Consider the following 17,386-nt stretch of genomic DNA (forward strand, 5'->3'; position numbering starts at 1 on the left):
CCGTTCCCTGAGCCTGTCGAAGGGGGCCTACTCGACCAGCGCGGTGCACAAGGTCAGCCGGAGACCGCCCACATCGCGACCGCACTGGCCGCCGCCACGTTCAGGGAGTCGATTCCGTGCTTCATCGGGATCTGCACCACCGTGTCGGCCGCCGCGATCGCCTCGGGCGTCAGGCCGTCGCCCTCCGCGCCCAGCACCAGGGCGAGCTTCTCGGGAAGCCGAGCCTGGAAGTCGCGCAGGCTGACGGCATCCGGAGTCAGGGCCAGCGCGGCGACATGGAAACCGGCCTCGACGAGCAGCTCCCGGGTCTCGGGCCACTCCCCGACGCGCGTCCAGGGCACCTGCAGCACGGTGCCCATGCTCACTCGGATGGCCCGGCGGTAGAACGGGTCGGAGCACCGGGGCGTGACGAGAACGGCGTCGGCCCCGATCGCACCCGCGGAACGGAAGATCGCGCCCACGTTCGTGGGGTCGACCACGTTCTCGAGAACGACGATTCGACGGGCGTTCCGGATGAGCTCCGCCGGGTTCGCGAGCGCCGGGCGATTCATCGAGGCGATGAGTCCGCGGTGCAGGATGTAGCCGGTGAGCTCGGCGAGCAGCTCGCCCGGTCCGGTGAAGATCGGGATGTCGGCAAAGCCGTGCTCGGCGAGAACCGCCTCGGCTTCCTCCGTCGAGGTTCCGAGGGCCAGAACCGACCGTGGAGCATGCCCCGCCCGGAGCGCACGCTCGAACACGAGCAGAGACTCGGCGAGGTAGAGGCCGTGCTCGGAGCCGCGGGCCTTCTTGAGGGCGACGTCGGTGAGGTGGGCGTAGTCGCTGAGCCTCGCATCACCAAGGCTCTCGATGCGCACGACGGGCATGGAGCTGCCGCTACCCGCGCCGATTCGGCGCGTCCGCGTCTGGACGGCCGGCAGCGGATGCGCCGAGTGGGCGCGGATGTGCGCGGCCCTCGCGGATGACGATCGCCGCATACTGAGCGCCCACGAAGACGTGCAGCAGGCATCCGATGACCACGCCGTAGAACGCGACGACCGCCAGGATCTCGTGGCCGGCGAAGTCGGAGTGCGCGAGCAGCAGTAGCGGCAACCCGAGCATCAGGAAGGTCGTGCGGATCTTCGAGATGTAGGTGATCGTCATCGACCCTTGGCGCTTGTAAGCGAGGATGATCAGCCCCAGGATCAGGTCTGTCGCGGCGATGGCGATGAGGATCCAGAGCGGAAGGATGCCGCTGATGACCAGCGTCACGCACACGACCACCTGGCTTGCCCGGTCGGCCACGGGGTCGAGCACCGCGCCGAAGTGCGTCACCTGACCGAGCTTCCGCGCGGCGAAACCGTCGATCCAGTCCGTAGCGCCCAGGGCTACGAGCACGATGAACGCCCAGAAGTTCTCGTGCCACACCAGAACGAGCAGAACGAAGAGGGGCATGAACAGGATGAGACGGGCGAACGTGATCGTGTTCGGCACGTTCAGAATCCGCTCGCGCTCCGGGTGCGCTGTCGAGGTGTCCACACCTTGAGGGTAACCGGTGCCCTGCTCGCTCTGGTGCGTTGACGGGTCAGGAGGCGGGAGCGGATTCGGTGGGAGCCGGTGCGGGCGCCTCAGTCGGAGGTGCGGGTGCGTTCGAGGGAGGGGTGGGAGCCGCTCCGCCGTCGGCCGGCGCGGGCGGTGCGGCTCCGTCAGCCGGGGCGGGCGGTGCCGTCCCGTCGCCCGGCGCGGGCGGTGCCGGCGGAACCGCGCCGTCGGCCGGCGCCGCAGGAGCACCGGGACCACCCGGCGCGCACACCCCGCCGGCGCCCGGAGCGGGCGGGGTCGGCGGCGTCGTTCCGTCGTCGGGCGCGACCGGCGCGGGAGCATCGGTCGAGCCCGGAGTGGGCGAGATCGACGAGGTGGGCATCGGGGTCGGCTCACCGCCCTGCGCGGCGAAGGCGGCCGTCGTCCCCACGATTCCGAGACCGATCACGCCGCACGCGACGCCGACGGCGATACGCGTGCGGAAGGACCGGCGGTGCGGCGGAGTGGAGGGATCATTCGACGATCCGGGACCGGTGAAGAGGTTGAGTTCTGACACGGGGTCGTTCCTTTCAGATTCGGCGCGATTCGATGCGCCGGTCAGAACACGGCGTCCTGACCTCATCCACAGTTGCGAGCGAATCTGAAGCTTCCGTTAAGCTCAGGGCTTTGTCAGCCGGCCCATAGAAACGTGCTCGGAAGCTGTCATAGGTTCCTCCAATGATCTCCTCGGCCAGAATCCTGCTCGTCGAAGACGACGAGACCATCCGCACCTCCGTCGCCACCGCCCTGGGCGCCGAGGGCTTCATCGTTTCCGCCCGCGAAGACGGCACGGCCCTCGACGACGATGTCGCCTCCTTCGTTCCCGACATCGCGATCCTCGACTGGATGCTGCCCGGTCCGAACGGCCTCACCCTCGCGGCGCAGCTGCGGGCCCGCAGCGACTGCGCCGTGATGATGCTCACCGCGCGCGACGAGGTCGACGACCGCCTGCGCGGCTTCGCCGAGGGTATCGACGACTACCTCGTGAAGCCGTTCTCGATGGCCGAACTCGTGGCGCGAGTCGGCGCCGTTCTCCGCCGCCGCGGACGCCTGCCGTCGGTCGTAGAGATCGACGATCTGATGGTCGACGTCGATGGGGCGCGCGCGGCACGGGGCGACACTCCCCTGGCGCTGACCGCCACGGAGTTCCGCCTGCTGAGCTTTCTCGCGCAGAGCAGGGGTCGCGCTGTCGAAGGGCCAGATCCTCACCCAGGTGTGGGGCTACGACGACATCGATGCGAACGTCGTCGAGGTGCACCTCAGCTCGCTGCGCCGCAAGATGGAGGCGAACGGGCCGCGTCTGATCCACACCGTGCGCGGCATCGGCTACCGGCTGAGCGCATGACCCGCCCATCCGGCCCCGACACCATCGGCCGAGGCGGGCTGCGAACCGGGTCGCTGCGCACCCGAACCGTGCTGTCGGTCCTCGCCCTGCTGACCGTGCTTCTGCTCGCCCTGTGCTTCACCGTGCAATTCGTCCTCGGCGAGCGCCTGCGCGCACAGCTCGAGGAGCGGCTCCAGGACCGGGCGTCGGCCGCCGCCGCGCTCGTCGGCACCCTCTCGAACGACGACCTCGCGAGCCGACTCTCGGCGCAGGGCCTCTCGGTGCTCATCGAGAGCCCCGACGGCGGCTCGGTCGTGGCCGGCCCGTCCCCCGAACAACTAAGGCAAGGGCCGGATGCCGCCGGTCTCGGCCCGCTCGGAGCGCCCGGTCTCGAGGAGGGCCGCCCCGGAGCCGGCGACGGGAGCGCCTCGGCGACCGGGTCGGGCACCGACGCGGATTCGCAGACGAGCTCGACGTCGGGAAGGACCATCGCCTCGTCGGTCGTCACCACGTCCGATCCGCAGATCGTGACCCTCGAGTCGACGCTGAGCGACGACACCGTGCTCACGCTCAGCGTGGGAGCGGGCGGCGTCGATCAGACCCTGCAGCAGCTGCTCTGGATCATGCTCGGCGCCTCGGCCGTCTTCCTCCTGCTCGCGGCGGCGGCACTGACCGTGGTCGTACGCGGGGCCCTGCACCCGCTCGAGTCGATGACCGCGGTGGCCCGCGACATCGCTCGGGGAGATCGCGGCAGACGCCTTCGACCGACGAGGCCCCGAACGGAGATCGGGCGGGTGGCCATCGCCTTCGACGAGATGCTCGACGGGGTCGAGGGGGCCGAGCGCGCGGCGGTCGACTCCGAGCGGCTGGCCCGGGAGGCCGAGCAGAGGGTGCGCTCATTCGTGAGCGATGCCGCGCACGAACTGCGCACCCCCGTGTCGGGAATGAGGGCGGCGGCGGACACCCTGGTGCGGGCATCCGTCGATCGCGCCGAGCGGGAGAGGCTTGCCAGTCACGTCGTGCGCGAGGCCGCCAGGGCCTCTCGCCTCATCGACGACATGCTCATGATGGCCCGGGTCGACCAGGGGCTCGATCTGCGCATGGCTCCCCTCGATATCGCGGAGGTCGTCGCGCGCGAGGCCGAGCGCCAGCGCATCCGGCGACCGGCCCTCGAGCTGATCTGCACCGACGATCGCAGCGACCTCGGCGCGGGACTGCTCGACGGCGACGCGGAGCGGCTCAGCCAGGTGATCGCCAACCTCGTCGACAACGCGGCGCGCATGACCGGCGGAGCGGGGCCCGTGACCGTGGCGATCAGCCAGGCCGAGCAGACCGTTCGAGTGGAGGTGCGCGACCGGGGGCCCGGCGTGCCGCCGCAGGATCGATCGCGCATCTTCGATCGCCTCGTGCGGCTCGACTCGGCGAGGAACGCCTCCGGCGGCGGCGCGGGCCTCGGCCTGCCCATCGCCCGAGGGATCGCCCGAGCGCACGGCGGCGACGTCGTCTGCGTCGACCCGTCGGGCGGGCAGACCGGCGCCGCCTTCGTGCTCACCCTGCCGGTCGACTGATGTGTCGGCGGCCTCCCGCTCACCCGCTCAGCGGAGGTCGAGTCTCATGAGCACTCGCGGAAATCCGTTCAGCACCGAATCGGTGTCGCTCGCCTTCTCGAAGCCGGCCTTCTCGAAGAGTGTTCTCGTGCCCACGTACGCCATCGTGAGATCGACTTTCTCGCCTCTGTTGTCGACCGGATATCCCTCCACCGCCGGAGCACCGTGATCCCTGGCGAAAGCGACCGCGCCCTCGAGAAGCGCATGCGACAGCCCCTTCCCACGGTGCCCGGGCCGCACTCTGATGCACCACACCGACCACACATCGAGATCGTCGAGATGCGGGATCTTTCGGTTGCGCGCGAAGGTCGTGTCCGATCGCGGATGCACGCCTGCCCATCCCACGACCTCGCCATCGTCATACGCCAGAACGCCCGGTGGCGGCTTCTGCTTCACCAGAGTCTTGACCCGTTCGCCGCGGTCCGTCGATCTGAGCTGGTTGTTCTCAGACGACGGGATGCGATAGCTCAGGCACCAGCACACGGTCGCGTCGGGGCGTTTGGGACCCAGCATGGTCTTCACATCGGGGTACGACGTGGCGGCACGGACTTCGATGGCCATGGATTCATCCTGCCACCGCACGAGGGTACGAGAACAGCGTCGAGCGTCAACTCAGCGAGACCGCCGTCCACGACACGGCGGGCAGAGTGACGGTGATGATTCCGTCGTGCAGTCGCGCGCTGGTGTTCGGTGCGGGCACGACCCGGTCGGGGTCGTCGGCCGTGTTGCGGGCGTGGATGTCGTCGTCGTGGAGCGTCTCGGCGCTCAGCTCCGACATCCCCAGCCGGCTCGCGTCGATCTGCACGGTGACCTCCTCGGTGAGACTGCGGTTCACCAGAAAGACGGATGCCGCACCGGCGGTCTCGTCGTACGTCGCGACCGCGTCGACCACGGGAACCTCGCCGTAGAGCGCGGTGGGTGTTGTGGGCGATTCCAGCTTCAGTTCGAGGGTCACGCCCCGGGCCAGCCGCGAGGTGATCGCGAAGGGGTGGAACGTGGTCTGGCGCCAGGCCGGGCCGCCGGGCTCGGTCATGATCGGGGCGATGACGTTCACGAGCTGGGCGAGGCTCGCCGCCGTCACCCGGTCGGCGTGGCGGAGGAGCGAGATCATCAGGCCTCCGAAGACCACGGCATCGAGGGCGGTGTACGAGTCTTCGAGGATGCGTGGAGCCTTGGGCCAGCTGGCGACGTCGGTGATCTTGTCGACGTTGTCGTAGCGCGACAGGTACCAGACGTTCCACTCGTCGAACGAGAGATTGATCGTCTTCTCGCTGCGACGCAGGGCCTTGACGTGATCGGCCGTGGCGACGACCGACTCGATGAAGCGGTCCATGTTCACGGCCGATGCGAGGAAGCTCGACAGATCTCCGTCGACCGGTTCGTAGTAGGCATGGCAGGAGATGAAGTCGACGTCGTCGTAGGTCTCCTCCAGCACGATCCGATCCCACTCCCCGAACGTGGGCATACCAGCACCTGAGCTGCCGCAGATCACGAGCTCGAGATCGGGGTCGATCTGCCGCATCGCCCGAGCGGTCTTTCCGGCGAGCTGGGCGTAGTCCTGCGCGGTGCCGTGACCCAGCTGCCATGGTCCGTCCATCTCGTTGCCGAGACACCAGATGCGGATGTTGTGCGGCTCGGTCGTGCCGTTGGCGATCCGCTGGTCTGACAGCGCCGTGCCGGAGTGGATGTTCGCGTACTCGAGCACGTCGAGTGCCTCCTGCACACCGCGGGTGCCGAGGTTAACGGCGTACATGATCTCGCTGCCCACCGCTTCGGACCAGCGAGCGAACTCGTCGAGGCCGATCTCGTTCGTCTCGAGCGAGTGCCAGGCGAGGTCGAGGCGGCGAGGCCTCTTCTCGCGCGGACCCACCCCGTCCTCCCACCGGTAGCCCGAGACGAAGTTGCCGCCGGGATAGCGGATGGTCGAGACCCCGAGTTCCCGAACCAGTTCCATCACGTCGGTGCGGAATCCGTCTTCTCCGGATGAGGGGTGGCCGGGTTCGTAGATGCCGTCGTACACGCACCGCCCGAGGTGTTCGACGAAGCTGCCGAACACGCGGCGGTCGATGCGGCCGACGACGAAGTGGGGGTCGAGGGTCAGGTGTGCTTGTGTCATTGTTCCTTCACGGTCTCTCTGTAGTGCGTCGCCAGTGCTGCAGGGTCCTGCCCCTCGCGAACCGGAAGCACGCGATAGAGGATGCTGTACGGCCCTTTGGCCTGCGTGTTGCTGTACTTCTCCGGGCGCCTCAACTGATCCCAGTTGCCGCCCTGGACGCCTTCCTGGGCGGCGTCCACGCGCACGACGGTCCTCCACGACTCCGGCACCTCGTGCCAGTGGCGGTGACCTGCCAGTTCGGCCGGACTGTTCGGCTGCACGTTGAGGTACATGCCTTCCTCCGCCACGAGCAGCACTCCCCTGCCGTCGTCGTCGGTGAGAGCGGCCCAGCGGGTGTCGGCCTTGTTCCCGGTGTCCTGCGGCCGGCTGTACCGCGTGACCTGATCGGCGACAGTTCCCGAGTAGCGACCGAAGAACGCCGAGCTCTTCCGGTCGGCGGTCGACTCCCACGGGCCGCGGCCGTACCACTCGAGTCTCGCCAACTCGGGCCGGAGGCCGAACGTCGTGCCCACCACCTGCGGGTTGGGCGTTCCGGGCACCGGCTCGAAGGCCGAGCGCACGTCCACCTGCCCGGTGCCGTGGATCGTGTACACGATCGACTGGGGCGATGTCGTGATGCGGTTGTCGGGGCGGAACGGCACCGTGGTGGTGACGTTTCCGCGCACGGCCACGCGAACAGCGCCCGGGACGGTCGACGATTCGATCTCGCTGACGACCCAGTCCTCGCCGACGCCACGCCACGGGCCAGACGGTTCGGGCAGGGTCTCCCTGAATTCGGGGATCGACAGTTCCGGATCGTTCGGGGTGCGCCAGTAGTTGGGCATCAGGTCGCTCGCCAGCATTTCGCGGCCGTCGTAACGCAGAGACGTCAGCCGGCCGGTCGAACGGTCGATGCTGACCGCGAAGCCTTCACCATCGACGTCGATCACCTGCTCGGTCTCTCGCACCTGCGGCGAGGCCGACTCCGCCGACGGAGTGATCGCGCGGTCCGGGGCGACTACGGGCAGATCGTGTTGCGCCCTCGCCACGACGTGCCCCGCATCCGCCCACGACGTCGGAGCGTCGAGAACGAGTGAGAGCTCCAGCCTGTATTCGGAAGCGGGCTGCGGCTGCTCGGGCAGCGAGTACGGGAGCGTGATGTCTGCACTGTGCAGGGGCTCTGCCGAGAGGTGCTCGCCCGAGATCGTTCCGCGACCGATCTCGATTCCGTCCTCCGTGACCGCCCAGCGCAGCCTGTGCCTGTCGAGAGTGGTGAACAGGTACTCGTTCGTGATCCTGACGGTGCCGGTGTCCGGGTGCGCGAGCGCCATACTCACCGGCTGGTAGGCCAGTCTGGCCTCCTCGAGCTTCGGTGTCGGCGTGCGGTCGGCGAGCACAAGGCCGCTCATGTGCGCGCTGTCCTCGTTGGGATCGTCGCCCCAATCGCCGCCATAGGCGAGGAATTCCTCACCCGGCCGACCCGGGACATCCCGCCACAGCCCCTTGTCGGCCCAGTCCCAGAGGAAGCCGCCCAGTACGCGACCGGGATTCTCTCGGATGGCCGCCCAATGCTCGTCCAGGTAGCCAGACGTGTTCCCTTGGCTGAACGCGTACTCGACGAGCAGATAGGGCCTCGGATCACGGCCGGCCCGGGTGATGAGCTCGGACACGGGAGGGTAGAAGTCGCCGTCGAAATCGGACGTGTCCGACGGGACGACCATCGAGCCCGAGCCGGTCGCATCCTGATAGCTCACCGGGCGGGTCGGATCGTGCTCTTTGGCCCAGTCGTACATGGCCGTGAGGTTCGATCCGACTCCCGACTCGTTGCCGATCGACCACGCGATCACGCAGGCGTGGTTCTTGTCGCGGTCGACCACGTTGCGCATGCGCCACAGCAGGGGTGCCCGCAGTTCTGGGCGATCGCCCGGGATGTTCGGGCGTCCGTCGGCATCGATGCGATTGATGTGGGTCTCGTTGTTCGCCTCGTCGAACACGTACAGCCCGTACTCGTCGGCCAGTTCGTACCACCGCGGGTCGTTCGGATAGTGCGAGGTGCGCACGGCGTTGATGTTGTTCTGCTTCATCAGAGTGATATCGGCGATCATGTCGGCCGAGCTGAGGGTGCGCCCGGTTCGCGGACTCCACTCGTGTCGGTTGACCCCTCGAAGAGAGAGCGGCTGCCCGTTGATGCGGTAGACGCCGTCGACGATCTCGACCCGGCGGAAGCCCACGCGGGTGGACACGCGGTCGACGACCGACCCGTTCGCGTCGCAGAGTTCGACGACCAGCGTGTACAGCTCGGGGCGCTCGGCGGACCAGAGCCGGGGCGCCACCACCGGCTCCGTCAGGGCCGCGGATGCGTCTCGACCGGGAGCCGCCGAACCGACCGGCACGGATCGCGACCAGACCTCGACGGCCTCCGCGTCCGTTCCGTCGAAGAGCGTGGCCCGCACCTGGAGCTCCTCCCCCGTGCTGGTGCCGGCGTTCTCGCGCACCTCGACACTCAGCTCGAGGGCCGCCTCGGAGAAGTCGTCGGCGAGCGGCGTTCTGACGGTGAAGTCCCTAATGAAGACGGGCGGGCGAGAGAGCAGAAGCACGCTGCGGAAGATGCCCGAGAGCCGCACATTGTCCTGGTTCTCGAGGTACGAACCCGTGGACCACCGGTACACCTCGACGGCCAGAAGGTTGCGCCCGCTGTGCAGATGGGGCGTCAAGTCGAACTCGCCCCGGGTGTAGCTGTCTTCGCGATACCCGATGCGCCGGCCGTTGATCCAGACGTAGTACGCCGATTCCACGCCCTCGAACTGGACGAATGTGCGCCGGCCAGCCCAGCCGTCGGGGAGCTCGAACGTCGTGCGGTACTGCCCGACCGGGTTGTAGCGCGTCGGAGCGTGCGGGTAGTCGCCGGAGGGAGCGGGCTGTTCGTTCAGGCCGTTCTCGCCGGTCCAGGGCAGGACCGTGTTGACCCCGATGGGGTAGTCGTACCCGTGCAGCTGCCAGCTCGACGGAACCGGTATGAGATCCCAGCCCGAGTCATCCTCGTCTTCGCCCGCGAAGTCCGACTGCCGGGATTCCGGATTGGGCGACCACCGGAATCGCCAGTCTCCGTCGAGGCCGGCCCGGAAGGCCGATGCCGAGCGATCGGCACGCTTCGCCTGCGCCAGCGTGTCGTAGGTCACGAGAGTGGCATGGGCCGGTTCGCTCCCCCACTCGTAGACGGCGGGGTCGTTCCACTCGGGCGCGTTGTTCATTGTCTCCTCAGATCCGTTCACGTGTTCGGGGGTGGCTGCTCGAGCCGCTTCTCAGCGCAGACCGACCGTGAGCAGCAGGTTGCCGTAGAGGCGTTCGTCGCCGGTGGCGATGACGACGCCGACGTCGGGAGAGCGCACCCGGTCGTAGAACACGAACCGGTCGACCTTCTCCATGGGCACGGCGTCGCCCAGCCTGCGTGCGTAGTCGTCCTGCGCCGGTGCGGAGACCTCGGGCGGGGTCTGCATAACGGTCGCCGACTCGATGTTGACGACCGTGAGCACCGCGTCGAGCACCGTCGCGACGTCGAGCATGCCGGGACGCAGATTGAGATGGATCAGGCGCACGCCCGGCCCGATGGCCGTCAGGTAGGGGTAGTTGCCGTCGGCGATGAGAACCCCGGAGCCGTGGCCCGACGAGGCGAGCGCCTCCAGGAGCGGAGGATGGATGAGCGGGCCGGTGATCACGCGGTCACCTCCGCTGCGACGCGACCGGCGATGCGACCCGCCGCGCGATCGGCGGCGTAGCCGTCCCAGCCCGGGATCGTGCCGTCGACATCCCACAGATCGAGCCAGCTGTCGGCGCCCGGCCACAGGAACACCTGGCCCTTGATGAGGCGGTTGTTCTGCTCCGCCGATCGCAGCTCCTCGAGTTCGGCGGGCGTCAGCGGGTCCTCCGTCACCGCCCGCAGGTTGGCGACGAACTGCGACTCCTTGACCGAGAACGGGATCGGGATCTGGCCGCGCTGCACAGCCCACTTCAGGCAGATCAGTGCCGGATGCGCGTTGTGCGCCTGGGCGATCGACACCACGACGGGATGCTCCATGTCCGAGACGTCGGTTTCGATGCGGTCTCGCTCGGGTCGAGACGGCGAACCCAGGGGCGAGTAGCCCACCGGCTGGATGCCGTTGTCGAGGCAGAACCGGAAGAGCTCGGGCTGCTGGAAGCACGGATGCAGCTCCATCTCGCTCAGGGCCGGGCGGATCCGGGCATCGGCGAGGATCGCCGTCAGCTTGGGGATGGTGACGTTCGAGGTGCCGAGGTGCCGCACGACCCCCTCGTCGACGAGGCCCTCCAGCGCGTGCCAGAGCGCCATGTACTCCTCGTGGATGTACGGGCGCGCAACCGGGTCACGGTCGACCGCGTCGGCGAACGGCGCGTGGTGGTTCGGGAACGGCCAGTGCACGAACACCGCGTCGAGCGCGTCGAGCCCGAGGTCGCGCAACGACCGACGCACCGAGGCGACCGCCGCATCCGGTTCATGCGCGTCGTTCCAGACCTTCGACATGACGAAGAGCTCGTCGCGGGGAACACCGTCGGCGATGGCCTCTCGAAGGACGGCACCGACCTCGGCCTCGTTGCCGTACACCGATGCGCAGTCGATCAGGCGGTAGCCTGCCCGGATCGCGCCGGCCACCGCGGCCGCCACCTCTGGCGCCCCGTAGCGGTCGGACCCGAAGGTCCCCATGCCGATTGCGGGCATCACCGCCCCGCTCGCGAGCCGCCGGGTGGGCACGCTGTCGATTGTGACCATGTCGGTCATCTCCATTTCGTTCGGTTAAAGGGGGCGATCCGCGTCGCCGTCAGAGGTTCAGACCGTGGAAGAAGTCGATGCGCGTCTCGGCCGCCTGTGGCGCGAGTTCGATCCGCACGACGGCACCGCCGGGACCTGCCGTCTCGGACTCGGGGAGCACGACCTCCAGGTACTCGCCCGAGCGAGTCCACTCCGGCTGCTCCCGCGAACCCAGGACCCGAACGTCGACGATCGGACGATCGAGAAACCGGCTGTCGGAGCCGAAGCCGCGGATGCGCATCCGCCCGTCAGCCGGACGGACGAGCCCGATGCCGTAGACGTAGTCGTGGCCGACCTCGGTCATCGTCGTGAAGCGGATGTCCTCCGCGGTGTACACGGCCGCGGCGGCGTCGGTGAACGATCCGGCTGCGGGAGCCGTGGGGCCCTCACCGAACACGACCCATGGGCTGGAACCGTAGATCGCCTCGCCGTGCACGGCCAGCCAGTCGCCGACCGCCTCCAGCAACGCGGCCTCCTCCTCGGGGATGGTCCCGTCGGGGCGCGGACCGACGTTCAGCAGCAGATTGCCGTTCTTCGCGACCACATCGACGAGCTCCTGGATGAGCTCGGACGCGTCTTTGTAGTCGTGCCCCTCCACCCAGCTCCACGACGTGCGAGACACCGATGTGTCGTTCTGCCAGACGTCGGGCCGGATGCCGCCCATCGTGCCGCGCTCGATGTCCAGAACCGCAGAACCCGGCGCGAACGACTCCCATTTGTAGTTGATGACGACCTCGCGCCCCCACTCCGCCGCCCGGTTGTAGTAGTAGGCGGCGAGCCTCCGAACGTAGGGATCGAACGAGGGCTCCTCGATGCCGGTGTCGAAGTACAGGATCTGCGGGCGGTAGGAGTCGATGATCTCCACCGTGCGCAGCAGCCAGTCCTCGAGGAACCGCTCGGTGGGGTTCATCTCCTTGCGCAGCGCGGGGCCGTACAGGTCGGCGTAGGCGGGATCGCGCACGTCGGAGTCGAACTCCGCTCCCCCGTTCATGAAGAACCAGTGTTCAGCCCTGTGGGTCGATGCGCCCGAGATCAGCCAGGCCTGGTCGACCGCCGTCAGGAGGTCTCCCATCACGTCGCGCTCCGGGCCCACCTGCGTCACTTTCCAGCGCGAGCGCGCGGTGTCGTACATGGCGTAACCGTCGTGGTGCTCGGCAACCGGCACCACGAACTGCGCGCCCGCGCGCTTGAACAGCGCGACCCACTCCTCCGGGTCGAAGCGCTCCATACCGAAGTGCGGAAGGAAATCCTTGTACCCGAATCGATCGTGCGGTCCGTAGGTCGCCACGTGATGCTCGAACGCGGGTGTGCCGCGGCGATACATCGTGCGGGGGTACCACTCGTTTCCGAACGCCGGCACCGAGAAGGCTCCCCAGTGCAGGAAGATGCCGAACTTGGCGTCGCGGTACCACTGCGGGGCGCGATAACGCGACAGCGATTCCCAGGTGGCGTCGTACGGCCCGGCTTCGATGACGGCATCCACCATCGCGAGCGCCGGACGGTTGTCCGACACGTCGACCGGCGCAGGCAGGGTCTTGGGGTCAAGCGGTTCGAGGTTCACACGTCTCCGTTCATAGCGGCTCACCGGATCACCGGCCGCCGAAGGCGCCCGCGCCGATCGCGGCCACCAGTTGTCTCTGGGCTATGGCGACCACGACCACCACGGGGGCGATCGTCATCATGCATGCCGCCATCAGCAGCTCCCACTGCGTACCCGTCTGCGTCGTGAATCCGGCGATCCCGATGGGGATCGTCCATTTGTCGGAGCTGTTGAGGATGATCAGCGGCCACAGGAAGCTGTTCCAGCTGCCCAGGAAGGCGAAGATCGCCAGAACCGACAGCGCCGGTCGCACGAGGGGAACGATGACGCTGATCAGGAGGCGCCATGTCGAGGCTCCGTCGAGGCGGGCGGCCTCCTCCAACTCCCCCGGGATCTGGAGCATGAACTGCCGGAGCAGGAACGCTCCGAAGGCGCCGAAGAGGCCGGGAATGATGAGCGCGAACCAGGTGTCGGCGAGCCGCGCCTGGTCGAAACCGAGGAACAGCGGCACGACGGCGACCTCGCTCGGCAGCGTCAGCGTGATGACGAACAACAGGAAGATCGCGCTTCGACCGGGGAATCGCAACCGTGCGAAGGCGAACGCGGTCAAGGTCGCGATGACCAGCGTCAGCGCGGTCGAGATCGCGGCGACGACGAGGCTGTTCAGGAGCAGGCGCCCGAAGTCGACCTCGGTCCACGCATCCGCGAAGTTCGACCAGAGCACCTCCGAGCCGATGAAACTGATCTTGGCTCCGAACACCTCGTTGCCCGGCTTGAGAGCGGTGAAGAACGTCCAGATCAGGGGGAAGGAGAACACGAGCGCGACCAGCCACGCCGCGGTGGTGTTTGCGGCGAACCCGATGGCCCGCCCCCGGCGACGCCACGAGAGACCCGGGGCCTGGAGCTTCTGATCAGTCATAGTGGACCCACTTCCTCTGTCCCCAGAGTTGGAACAGCGTGAAGATCGCGATGATCACGAAGAGCACGGTGGCGATGGCCGACGCGTAGCCGAGCTGATTGTTCGTGAAAGCGGTCTGATAGAGGTAGAGCATGATCGTCATCGTGCTGTTGCCCGGGCCGCCGCCCGTTATCACGTAGGCCTGGGCGAAGGTCTGCCATGCACCGATGACGGTCAGCACCGTGGTGAAGAACAGAGCCGGGCTGACCAGCGGCAGCGTGATCGAGACGAAGCGGCGGATCGGGCCGGCGCCGTCGATCCGTGACGCCGCGATGACGTCGGGGCTGATCGAGTCGAGGCCTGCGCCGAGCACGATCATGTTGTAGCCGAACGACTGCCAGACCGAGACGCCGATCACAACGGCCAGAGCCCAGTTGCCGTCGCTGAGCCAGGGAATCGGCTCCAGTCCGATGGCTGCCAGAGCCTGGTTGACGACGCCGTCCTGCTGGAAGAGCAACCGGAAGACCGCGGCGTTCGCCACCATCGGCGAGAGGGCCGGGATCAGGAAGATCACGCGGATCCAGTTGCGGCCGGCGATGCGCGTCTTCAGCCACATCGCCATCGCCATCGAGATCGCGATGTTCGCCGGCACGTAGACGAGCACGAAGATCGACGTCACGATGACGCTGTTGATGAACTGCGGGTCGCGCAGCAGTCGTGCGAAGTTCTCCCCGCCAGTGAACTGGGTGCCTCCCAGCAGGGTCGAGTCGGAGAATCCGAGGATCAGCGACGCGACCTGCGGTATGACGATGAACACCGCGAGCCCGATGAGGCCGGGGAGGACGAAAGCCCACCCGACCCATCGGGGGCCCCCGAGGGGCCGGCGGCGAAGCCGGCCCTTCGGGCGACCCGGTGGGGCGACGGACGCGTCGGCGACCTCTTCCTCCGGGCGGTCCAGACGCACGAAGGTCATTGCGCGAGGCCGGCCTTCACCTGCTGCAGCACTTCATCGACCGTGCTCTTACCCGAGAAGGCGTCGACCTCGTACTGCGTCAGGAGCGTGTCGAGCTCGGCCTGGTTCGCCGGTACCGGCGAGGGCGTCGCGTCACCGGTCATCTGTTCGATGACCGTGGCGAACTCCGGCGATCCGGCGTTCTCCGACCAGGCATCCAGGGCGTCGAGCCGCGCCGGCACGGAGGCCTGCGACTTGGTCACGAACTCGAGTCCGCTCTTGCTCGTCATCGCCTCGATGGCTTCGAACGCCTTCTGCTTGTCACCGCAGGTCTTCGTGATGCCGAAGCCCGATCCGCCGATGAACCCCTTGGAGGCACCGTTCTTGCTCGGAATGACGGCGATGCCGACGTTGTCTTTACCGAGAGACTCCTGCGCGTGCTGCAGATCCCACAGCCCCTGCATCTCCATGGCCGCCTGGCCCGTGTTGAATGCGTCGATGTCGGGGAAGGTTCCGCCCGCGGCCGCCTCGAGCGGCTTCGCGACCTTGTACTTGTTCGACAGGTCGACGAGCAGCTGCAGCGCGTCCTTGAAGTTCGGGTCGTCGAGCAGTGGACCGTCCTCATCGGCCCACGGGTGGCCGTCGGCCGCCATGAGGGTGGCGATGGGGTTGGACGCCTGGGGAATCGCGAACCCGTACACGCCGTCCTTCGTGGTCGCCTTCGCCGCCGCGATGAATTCGTCGGTCGTCCAGTCGTTGGTCGGTTCGGCCACGCCGGCGTCCTTGAACATCTGCTTGTTGTAGAGCACCACGGTGGGCCCGGTGTTGAACGGGATGGAGTAGAGCTTGCCGTCGACGCTGAGCTGCTCGAGCATCGCCGAGCTGTACGCCGTCAGGTCGAGGTTGTTCTCCTTCGCCAGGTCGTCCAGCGGCTCCAGCCCCTCGACGTACTGGTTGACCCGGCCGTTCTGGAACGTGACGAGGCAGGGTGCACTGCTGCTCCTCATAACGGTGGGCAGCTTGGTGTAGTAGTCGCCGATCGGCGGCCCCGTGAAGCTCACCTTCATGTCCGGGTCGGCGTGCACGCCTCCGGCGACGTAGTCGGCCCACTGCTTCTTGTCGGCCTTGCCGCCGATCCAGGTGTACATCTTCAGGGTGTCGCCGTCGAGGCCCGAGCTCTCACTGCCGCCTCCCGAACATGCGGCGAGACCGAGGGCGAGAACTCCCACGACCACGACGGAAACACCAGCGCGTTTCCGGCTCCTCGTGAACTTCCACTGTGCCTTCATAAACTCCTCCTTGAGTATTTGAGCGAAACGTTACGCCTCAAAGGGATGCTAAGAGGATGGATAATCGAAGTCAAGAGTTTTCGGCATGCACTAAACGTTTCGTTCAGCTCACCCACCCGCGTTGATCGTGCGCAAGGATGGTCTCATCGCAGCACCGCCGACGACCAGCAGAAGAGAGAGCAGACATGCGCATCGCCATCATCGGAGCAACAGGGCACGTCGGCGGTTATCTCGTGCCACGTCTTGTGGAGGACGGGCACGACGTGGTCGCGATCACCCGCGGAACGTCTGTTCCGTACCGCGACGACCCGGCCTGGCAGAGCGTCGAACGCGTGATCGCCGACCGGGAGGCGGAGGATGCCGCGGGCACCTTCGCCTCCCGCATCGCCGCGCTCGAAGCAGACGTGGTCGTCGACCTCATCTGCTTCTCACCGGAGTCCGCACGGCAGCTCGCCGACGCCCTCCGCGGACGAGTGCGGCAGCTGGTGCACGTCGGCACGATCTGGACACACGGAACCCTCACCGAGGTTCCCGCCCTCGAGGACGCGGCCAAACAGCCCTGGGGCGAGTACGGCATCCAGAAGGAGGCGATAGAACGTCTGCTGCTGGCCGAGTCGCGAAGCGAAAACGGCCTCCCCGTGGCGATCGTGCATCCGGGGCACATCTCCGGACCCGGCTGGCCCGTCATCACACCGCAGGGAACTGTCGACCTCGAGGTCTGGCGCACGCTCGCGACAGGGCGCGAGCTGCTGCTGCCGGGGTTCGGGCTCGAGACCGTGCATCACGTGCACGCCGACGACGTCGCCCAGCTCATCCGGCTCTGCCTCGAACACCCTGACGAAGCGAACGGGCAGGCATTCCACGCCGTCTCCGAGCGCGCCCTCACGCTGCGCGGATTCGCGGAGACGGCGGCGCGGTGGTTCGGCCTGGAGGCGCGGCTGCGCTTCGTGCCGTTCGAGGAGTTCAGCGCCTCCCTTGACGAGGAGCACCGCGACGCCGCCTACGAGCACATCGCCCGCAGCCATTCGATGAGCATCGAGAAGGGGCGCCGACTGCTGGGGTACGCGCCGGCGCACTCGTCGATCGCAGCCGTCGCGGAGTCGGTGGAATGGCTCCGGCAGGCCGGTCGTCTGGGCGACGGAGTTCCACCCGTCCGACTCGGTTGAGACGCAGCGGGATCGACAGCAAGACACTTTCGGTCGAAACGATTCGTACGGCTCCGGCGCTGGATTATGCTGAGCGCAGGCGACCCTCGGACACCGGCGAATATTGGGGCCGCGGTGCCGACAACAGGAAAGACGG

The 17,386-nt window shown here is 67.7% G+C and carries 15 protein-coding genes and 1 pseudogene; 4 read left to right on the forward strand and 12 right to left on the reverse strand.

The window, feature by feature from the left end; all coding sequences use genetic code 11:
- Positions 1–53: 53 nt before the first annotated feature.
- From ASF51_RS02045 to ASF51_RS18905, 3 genes are read right to left on the reverse strand one after another with little or no spacing between them, the layout of a single operon-like run.
- On the reverse strand, positions 54–863 hold the full coding sequence (locus tag ASF51_RS02045; RefSeq protein ID WP_055924502.1) for an RNA methyltransferase: 810 nt from the start codon (positions 861–863) through the stop codon (positions 54–56).
- Between the two features lie 10 nt (positions 864–873).
- Positions 874–1,515 (reverse strand): CDP-alcohol phosphatidyltransferase family protein, encoded by a 642-nt coding sequence (locus tag ASF51_RS02050; RefSeq protein ID WP_055924505.1) that lies wholly within the window; start codon positions 1,513–1,515, stop codon positions 874–876.
- Between the two features lie 46 nt (positions 1,516–1,561).
- Entirely contained in the window at positions 1,562–2,074 is a 513-nt protein-coding gene (locus ASF51_RS18905; RefSeq protein WP_055924508.1) for a hypothetical protein, read from the reverse strand.
- A gap of 161 nt (positions 2,075–2,235) precedes the next feature.
- On the opposite strand from ASF51_RS18905, the pseudogene ASF51_RS19520 reads away from it, so the two are divergent.
- From ASF51_RS19520 to ASF51_RS19685, 3 genes and pseudogenes are all read left to right on the forward strand, one after another.
- Positions 2,236–2,520, forward strand: a pseudogene (locus tag ASF51_RS19520) (response regulator); the annotation flags it as partial.
- A 250-nt stretch (positions 2,521–2,770) separates the two neighbouring features.
- Positions 2,771–2,902, forward strand: coding sequence for a winged helix-turn-helix domain-containing protein (locus ASF51_RS19525; RefSeq protein WP_235497181.1), 132 nt, complete (start codon positions 2,771–2,773; stop codon positions 2,900–2,902).
- Complete coding sequence (locus ASF51_RS19685; RefSeq protein ID WP_055927717.1) at positions 2,899–4,449, forward strand: sensor histidine kinase KdpD; 1,551 nt, start codon at positions 2,899–2,901, stop codon at positions 4,447–4,449. The genes ASF51_RS19525 and ASF51_RS19685 overlap by 4 nt, the downstream gene beginning before the upstream one ends.
- A 27-nt stretch (positions 4,450–4,476) precedes the next feature.
- Here the strand turns inward: ASF51_RS19685 and ASF51_RS02065 are convergent, their stop codons facing one another.
- From ASF51_RS02065 to ASF51_RS02105, 9 genes are read right to left on the reverse strand one after another with little or no spacing between them, the layout of a single operon-like run.
- The gene (locus ASF51_RS02065) at positions 4,477–5,049 is read right to left on the reverse strand and encodes a GNAT family N-acetyltransferase (protein ID WP_055924510.1); all 573 of its coding nucleotides are present in this window, start codon (positions 5,047–5,049) and stop codon (positions 4,477–4,479) included.
- A 46-nt stretch (positions 5,050–5,095) separates the two neighbouring features.
- Entirely contained in the window at positions 5,096–6,604 is a 1,509-nt protein-coding gene (locus ASF51_RS02070) for an alpha-N-arabinofuranosidase (protein WP_055924514.1), read from the reverse strand.
- Positions 6,601–9,834, reverse strand: coding sequence for a glycoside hydrolase family 2 TIM barrel-domain containing protein (locus ASF51_RS02075; RefSeq protein WP_055924517.1), 3,234 nt, complete (start codon positions 9,832–9,834; stop codon positions 6,601–6,603). Before ASF51_RS02075 ends, ASF51_RS02070 begins: the two co-directional genes overlap by 4 nt.
- A 51-nt stretch (positions 9,835–9,885) precedes the next feature.
- Positions 9,886–10,299 carry an RbsD/FucU family protein gene (locus ASF51_RS02080; RefSeq protein ID WP_055924520.1) on the reverse strand — a complete coding sequence of 138 codons (414 nt, stop codon included), beginning with the start codon at positions 10,297–10,299 and terminating at the stop codon, positions 9,886–9,888.
- Complete coding sequence (locus ASF51_RS02085) at positions 10,296–11,366, reverse strand: aldo/keto reductase (protein WP_055927720.1); 1,071 nt, start codon at positions 11,364–11,366, stop codon at positions 10,296–10,298. Before ASF51_RS02085 ends, ASF51_RS02080 begins: the two co-directional genes overlap by 4 nt.
- A gap of 49 nt (positions 11,367–11,415) precedes the next feature.
- The gene (locus tag ASF51_RS02090) at positions 11,416–12,966 is read right to left on the reverse strand and encodes an alpha-L-fucosidase (protein WP_055924522.1); all 1,551 of its coding nucleotides are present in this window, start codon (positions 12,964–12,966) and stop codon (positions 11,416–11,418) included.
- 28 nt (positions 12,967–12,994) lie between these two features.
- Positions 12,995–13,864 carry a carbohydrate ABC transporter permease gene (locus tag ASF51_RS02095; protein ID WP_055924525.1) on the reverse strand — a complete coding sequence of 290 codons (870 nt, stop codon included), beginning with the start codon at positions 13,862–13,864 and terminating at the stop codon, positions 12,995–12,997.
- Positions 13,857–14,816, reverse strand: a complete 960-nt coding sequence (locus tag ASF51_RS02100) for a carbohydrate ABC transporter permease (protein WP_055924528.1) — start codon at positions 14,814–14,816, stop codon at positions 13,857–13,859. Before ASF51_RS02100 ends, ASF51_RS02095 begins: the two co-directional genes overlap by 8 nt.
- Positions 14,813–16,084 (reverse strand): sugar ABC transporter substrate-binding protein, encoded by a 1,272-nt coding sequence (locus ASF51_RS02105; protein WP_055924531.1) that lies wholly within the window; start codon positions 16,082–16,084, stop codon positions 14,813–14,815. Before ASF51_RS02105 ends, ASF51_RS02100 begins: the two co-directional genes overlap by 4 nt.
- A gap of 185 nt (positions 16,085–16,269) precedes the next feature.
- Between ASF51_RS02105 and ASF51_RS02110 the strand changes: the two genes are divergently transcribed.
- The gene (locus ASF51_RS02110; protein WP_055924534.1) at positions 16,270–17,250 is read left to right on the forward strand and encodes an NAD(P)-dependent oxidoreductase; all 981 of its coding nucleotides are present in this window, start codon (positions 16,270–16,272) and stop codon (positions 17,248–17,250) included.
- The last annotated feature ends 136 nt before the right edge of the window (positions 17,251–17,386 follow it).

The organism is Agreia sp. Leaf283 (assembly GCF_001422485.1).
Taxonomy (GTDB): Bacteria; Actinomycetota; Actinomycetes; order Actinomycetales; family Microbacteriaceae; genus Agreia.

What these genes read in the sequence shown, in the direction of transcription:
- ASF51_RS02105 (WP_055924531.1), bottom strand. Translation starts at nt 16,084, where the DNA reads ATGAAGGCACAGTGGAAGTTCACGAGGAGCCGGAAACGCGCTGGTGTT.
- ASF51_RS19685 (WP_055927717.1), top strand. Translation starts at nt 2,899, where the DNA reads ATGACCCGCCCATCCGGCCCCGACACCATCGGCCGAGGCGGGCTGCGA.
- ASF51_RS02075 (WP_055924517.1), bottom strand. Translation starts at nt 9,834, where the DNA reads ATGAACAACGCGCCCGAGTGGAACGACCCCGCCGTCTACGAGTGGGGG.
- ASF51_RS02070 (WP_055924514.1), bottom strand. Translation starts at nt 6,604, where the DNA reads ATGACACAAGCACACCTGACCCTCGACCCCCACTTCGTCGTCGGCCGC.
- ASF51_RS02065 (WP_055924510.1), bottom strand. Translation starts at nt 5,049, where the DNA reads ATGGCCATCGAAGTCCGTGCCGCCACGTCGTACCCCGATGTGAAGACC.
- ASF51_RS02045 (WP_055924502.1), bottom strand. Translation starts at nt 863, where the DNA reads ATGCCCGTCGTGCGCATCGAGAGCCTTGGTGATGCGAGGCTCAGCGAC.
- ASF51_RS02100 (WP_055924528.1), bottom strand. Translation starts at nt 14,816, where the DNA reads ATGACCTTCGTGCGTCTGGACCGCCCGGAGGAAGAGGTCGCCGACGCG.
- ASF51_RS02085 (WP_055927720.1), bottom strand. Translation starts at nt 11,366, where the DNA reads ATGGTCACAATCGACAGCGTGCCCACCCGGCGGCTCGCGAGCGGGGCG.
- ASF51_RS02110 (WP_055924534.1), top strand. Translation starts at nt 16,270, where the DNA reads ATGCGCATCGCCATCATCGGAGCAACAGGGCACGTCGGCGGTTATCTC.
- ASF51_RS02095 (WP_055924525.1), bottom strand. Translation starts at nt 13,864, where the DNA reads ATGACTGATCAGAAGCTCCAGGCCCCGGGTCTCTCGTGGCGTCGCCGG.